Here is a 1,115-nt window from a genome sequence, read left to right on the forward strand (position 1 = left end):
GTGCCATGGGCGCTGACGGCGGACAATCCTGCCGACCATGAAGAACTTCGGCATAGTCGGAAATCCATTTGGACAGACGGTGATCACAGGCCTCAGCGGTGAGCGACATTACTCCCGCGAATACATAGACGAGACAAAAACAGAAACCCTGATGTACGACTTCATCGGCGTCGGGTACACGATCCGCAGCGGCACCAACAGCAGTGTCGTTTTGAAGACCGAATCGCAGGATCTGATCACGGTAGGATCTGCCGGGATGTCGGCAAGTTCGATCATTCTCGGAGCTTCCGGTGCAGGCTACTCCACATCGTCAAGGGACGACCTGATCGGCGGGAGTGGCAACGACTTCCTTATCAGTACGTCACTGCAGGGTGGAAACCACCTCAATGGCGGAGCTGGCAACGATGTTCTAGTTGGTCCAGGCCTGTCCGGAGATGTGCTTTCAGGGGGCGAAGGCGAAGACCTCCTCATCGGACGGTCCAAGGGGGCATTCTACGATGGAGGCGCCGACAGTGATGTCCTGTCATATTATCACTTCGGATCATCGTCGCCGATCACACTGAACGCGGGCTTTCATGCGGTTAGCTCCCGGTTCGGCACGGATAACTTTGCAAATATCGAGAGGCTAATCGGCACGCCCGGTAGCGACATTTTCAATCTGGGCGCAGATCATCCCGTCATCTACGGAGGCGCCGGAAGCGACACTTTCTATGGTAATCCAGCAGCTGACCTCTTAGGCGGATCTGGTTTCGACACGCTGGATCTCACGGGAACGGCCACCCCTCTTCATACTGCCGATGTTATGCTCCACAGCATAGAAAACATCCGCGGATCAGACGGCAACGACGTCTTTTCCGGCGTCAACGGCGTCATCTTTACCGGGGTCGACTCCGGGTACACTCCGTCGATCTACGGCGGAAAGGGCGATGACTATGTGGAGGTCCGGGGTACTATCAATGTCCGCGGAGAAGAAGGCAACGATACGGTCGTCATTATCGGCGGCGGTTATGGCGTTCTTGATGGTGGAGATGATTTCGACACGCTCGACTTCTCACGGTTCGAAGCCTCAAGGCTCATCGTCACCTTGGATTGAGGTGGCCTCGCCTTCTTGGACA

General features: G+C 56.1%; 1 protein-coding gene. It reads left to right on the forward strand.

Features of this window, described 5'->3' with window-relative positions; genetic code table 11:
* The first annotated feature begins 37 nt into the window (after positions 1-37).
* Positions 38-1,093, forward strand: a complete 1,056-nt coding sequence (locus F7P65_RS21825) for a calcium-binding protein (RefSeq protein ID WP_150295645.1) — start codon at positions 38-40, stop codon at positions 1,091-1,093.
* Positions 1,094-1,115 lie beyond the last annotated feature (22 nt).

It is taken from the genome of Sphingobium estronivorans (genome assembly GCF_008692605.1).
GTDB classification, from domain to species: domain Bacteria; phylum Pseudomonadota; class Alphaproteobacteria; order Sphingomonadales; family Sphingomonadaceae; genus Sphingobium; species Sphingobium estronivorans.